At 51.2% G+C, this 3802-nt stretch carries 5 protein-coding genes and 1 pseudogene; 3 read left to right on the forward strand and 3 right to left on the reverse strand.

Annotation, left to right across the window (positions count from 1 at the left end):
* Together HP459_RS23620 and HP459_RS21885 are read right to left on the reverse strand one after the other, a co-directional pair.
* Positions 1–178, reverse strand: a pseudogene (locus HP459_RS23620) (cytoplasmic protein); the annotation flags it as partial.
* A complete protein-coding gene (locus tag HP459_RS21885; protein WP_171936832.1) occupies positions 171–575 on the reverse strand; it encodes a hypothetical protein in 405 nt (134 codons plus the stop codon). The gene HP459_RS21885 and the pseudogene HP459_RS23620, both read right to left, overlap by 8 nt.
* A 102-nt stretch (positions 576–677) precedes the next feature.
* On the opposite strand from HP459_RS21885, the gene HP459_RS21890 reads away from it, so the two are divergent.
* Positions 678–1181, forward strand: a complete 504-nt coding sequence (locus HP459_RS21890; RefSeq protein WP_023298598.1) for an ESA_00282 family adhesion-associated protein — start codon at positions 678–680, stop codon at positions 1179–1181.
* 43 nt (positions 1182–1224) lie between these two features.
* Positions 1225–1713, forward strand: coding sequence for a TIGR00645 family protein (locus tag HP459_RS21895; protein ID WP_006811956.1), 489 nt, complete (start codon positions 1225–1227; stop codon positions 1711–1713).
* 113 nt (positions 1714–1826) lie between these two features.
* Here HP459_RS21895 and HP459_RS21900 read toward each other — a convergent pair whose 3' ends face one another.
* Complete coding sequence (locus HP459_RS21900; protein WP_023298596.1) at positions 1827–2867, reverse strand: aldo/keto reductase; 1041 nt, start codon at positions 2865–2867, stop codon at positions 1827–1829.
* 82 nt (positions 2868–2949) lie between these two features.
* Between HP459_RS21900 and yghX the strand changes: the two genes are divergently transcribed.
* On the forward strand, positions 2950–3802 hold an 853-nt coding region (gene yghX / locus HP459_RS21905; protein WP_171936833.1), incomplete at its 3' end, for a YghX family hydrolase.

Raw genomic sequence — 3802 nt, forward strand, 5'->3', positions numbered from 1 at the left:
ATTTCAGGCGCACCAGCGTGGCCGGAATCGAAACCAAGTCCTGCGTTATTCGCGTCATCTCGTCATTTTTTATCTTTTTCAGGGCGTCAAGATTCTGCTTTAAGATAAATTCATCGCTTTTCTTATCATCTAAAGTCAAATAAACGTTATTACCGCTATCATCATTCACGTTAATCATCCCCCAGGTTATAAAAAATGGGATTGTTTTTTTCACGCGTAATTAAGTTAAGCCAAATTTCATTGCCAGCTTCATTTATTTGCTGTGTTTTCTCGGCCATTATTTGACTTAGAGTCTGGGCATCTATTTCCCCTTCGGCCTGTAAATCATTTAGCAGATGAACTAAGGCTTCAATCTTGATGGCACGAAATAACCGTTCTTTTAAATGGCGATCGTGCTCTTCCAGCACCATATTACGGGATTTGCCGGTGCGTGAAACACCAATTAATATATCGGCTTCATAGTCGGAGAGTTTTCTTTTTCCTTGAGTGAAATTCGCCTCTTTATCTGCTTCCGTCGAAGGCTGTTCCACAGGCGTAATGTGGTACTTTGCCGGGACAAGATTGTCGGGCAGCATTTTAATTTCCTTTAATTTCAAAAGGGTGGGGTTGGAAAAAGGGTGAGATTCGTTGACAATATCATGAGGCAATTTTAAAATCAAAAAAAATGGAGCCTACCCATGAACAGCATTTTCTTCACGGTCGTAACGTTACTATTACTGACCGCTGGCGTGCTTTTATTGATGCAAGAGTTCAATAAAACGAAAGTGTCAAATGACGCCAGTGAACCACCGCAGCCTGAATTGATGTCCAAAGAGGAGGGGGAAGATCATTTCTCCGTCTTGATGAACGCCGTGACGCCAGTCTGGTACTGGCGGGTGAATCACGAATATATCGATTTTCTCCATGCGACAATTAAGCGAATGAAAATGGCCGAAATTAATGATACGCCCGGCCTGTTCGACGCGCAGCGCCGCTGTAGCGACCTTAATTCGGCGGTCTATAAATATTACGACAATATCAAAAAGCGCTGTCTGAATGGCGAGAAGGTGTCGTATTCCGATTTAGACGTATTAAATCTGCGCCAGTGTTTTCGCGAGTTTAGCCTGGAAGCCTACCCGGAACTGGTCGCACTGGTCTGGCCGGAGTATGCGCGTCCGGATGTGGATCCCAACGAGGTATAGTTGAGATATACTGAGCGCTGGTTTCGTTTGCAGACAGGATTTTATGGAACGCTTCTTTGAAAACGCAATGTATGCCTCTCGCTGGCTGCTCGCACCCGTCTATTTTGGTCTCTCTCTGGCGCTGGTCGCCCTGACGATCAAGTTCTTCCAGGAGATATTCCACGTCCTGCCAAACATTTTCTCCGTGGCAGAAGCCGATTTGATTCTGGTTCTGCTGTCGCTGGTGGATATGACGCTGGTAGGAGGATTACTGGTGATGGTGATGTTCTCCGGTTATGAGAATTTCGTCTCTCAGCTTGATATCGCCGAGCACAAAGAAAAGCTCAACTGGCTGGGGAAAATGGACGCCTCATCGCTGAAAAATAAAGTCGCGGCGTCGATTGTGGCGATTTCGTCTATTCACCTGTTACGTGTCTTTATGGATGCTAAAAACGTCCCGGATAATAAGCTGATGTGGTATGTGATTATCCACCTGACGTTTGTACTGTCGGCGTTTGTGATGGGATATCTGGATAAGATCAGTAAGAAATAAATTTACCAGGCCCCTCACCCTGCCCTCTCCCCAGAGGGGAGAGGGTGTTCAAGTTCCCTCTCCCCTCTGGGGAGAGGGTTAGGGTGAGGGGCGAAAGCATCGGACCGCACTATTTATTTATCCGACGACGCCTGCCACAAATTCAGCTCACCATCCGCCACGTGCTGGTCAATCCGCGTCAGTTCATCTTCGGTAAAGCACAGGTTATTCAGCGCCTGAACGTTCTCTTCCAGTTGCTCCGGGCGGCTCGCGCCAATCAGCACTGACGTTACACGTGTATCTTTCAACAGCCAGCTTAGCGCCATCTGCGCCATCGTCTGCCCGCGCGCATGCGCCATCTCGTTCAGCAGACGAAGGCTGCTCAGGTTGGCTTCCGTCAGCATTTTCTCCGTCAGGCCGCGCACTTTTTTCCCTTCGCGCTGCATACGTGAACCGTCCGGAATACCGTTCAGGTATTTCCCGGTCAGCAGGCCCTGCGCCAGCGGGGTAAAGGCGATACAGCCCGTTCCGTTTTTCTCCAGCGCGTCCAGCAGACCAGTCTTGTCGACCCAGCGGTTAAGCAGGTTGTAAGACGGCTGGTGGATCAAAAGCGGGATCTTCCACTCGCGCAGCAATTCGGCCATCGCCGTCGTGCGTTCCGTGGAGTAGGACGAAATGCCGACGTACAGCGCTTTTCCGCTCTGCACCGCGTGTGCCAACGCGGCGGCGGTCTCTTCCATCGGCGTGTTTTCGTCTACGCGGTGAGAATAGAAAATATCCACATACTCCACGCCCATGCGTTTAAGGCTCTGGTCGAGGCTAGCGAGCAGATACTTACGTGAACCACCCGAACCATACGGTCCTGGCCACATGTCGTAGCCCGCTTTGGTGGAGATGATCAGCTCGTCGCGATACCCGGCAAAATCTTCTCGCAGCAGGCGGCCAAAATTTTCTTCAGCGCTGCCTGGAGGGGGGCCGTAGTTGTTGGCAAGGTCAAAATGGGTAATGCCGAGATCGAAGGCCTTACGCAGCAGCGCGCGCTGGGAATCGAGCGCCTGAATGTGGCCAAAGCTGTGCCACAGACCCAGCGACAGCGCCGGTAAGCGCAGGCCGCTTTTGCCGCAGTATCGGTACTGCATGTTTTCGTATCGGCCGGTGTAAGGGTGCCAGGACATGATGTCTCCTTTCTTATCGGTGAATTTTCGAAACAGCGTTTTTATTCTAAGCTTATCAAATCATAAATCATGGAGATAAGCGATGACGCGCCTGACTGCCAAAGATTTTCCGCAAGAGCTGCTTGATTACTATGACTATTACGCCCACGGTAAAATCAGCAAACGCGAATTTCTGAATCTCGCGGCGCGCTATGCCGCAGGCGGCGTAACGGCGCTGATGCTGTTTAATATGCTTAAACCCAACTACGCCCTCGCGGAGCAGGTTAAATTCACCGATCCCGATATTCTTCCGGAATACATCACTTATCCCTCGCCCAATGGTCACGGCGAAGTGCGCGGTTACCTGGTGAAGCCGGCCAAAGCCACCGCGAAAACGCCCGCAGTAGTGGTCGTGCATGAGAACCGGGGGCTGAATCCGTATATTGAAGACGTGGCACGACGCGTGGCGAAAGCGGGGTATATCGCGCTGGCTCCCGACGGCCTGAGCTCGGTGGGGGGATACCCCGGCAACGACGACGAAGGAAAGGTTTTGCAGCAGAAGGTCGACCCGACAAGGCTGATGAACGACTTTTTTGCCGCCATAGAGTTTATGAAAAATCATCCGGAAGCCACCGGTAACGTGGGGATTACCGGTTTTTGCTACGGCGGCGGCGTATCGAATGCCGCCGCCGTAGCATATCCGGAACTCGACTGCGCGGTGCCCTTCTATGGTCGTCAGCCGCGGGTGGAGGATGTGCCAAAAATTAGCGCGCCGCTCCTGCTTCATTATGCCGAGCTGGACAAAAATATTAACGAGGGCTGGCCTGCCTATGAAGCCGCGCTGAAATCAAATAATAAGGTTTATGAAGCGTATATCTACCCCGGCGTAAACCATGGATTTCACAACGATTCTACCCCACGCTATGACCAGCCCGCAGCCGAGCTGGCCTGGTCGA

Source organism: Enterobacter sp. CM29, from assembly GCF_013179605.1.
GTDB lineage: Bacteria > Pseudomonadota > Gammaproteobacteria > Enterobacterales > Enterobacteriaceae > Enterobacter > Enterobacter intestinihominis.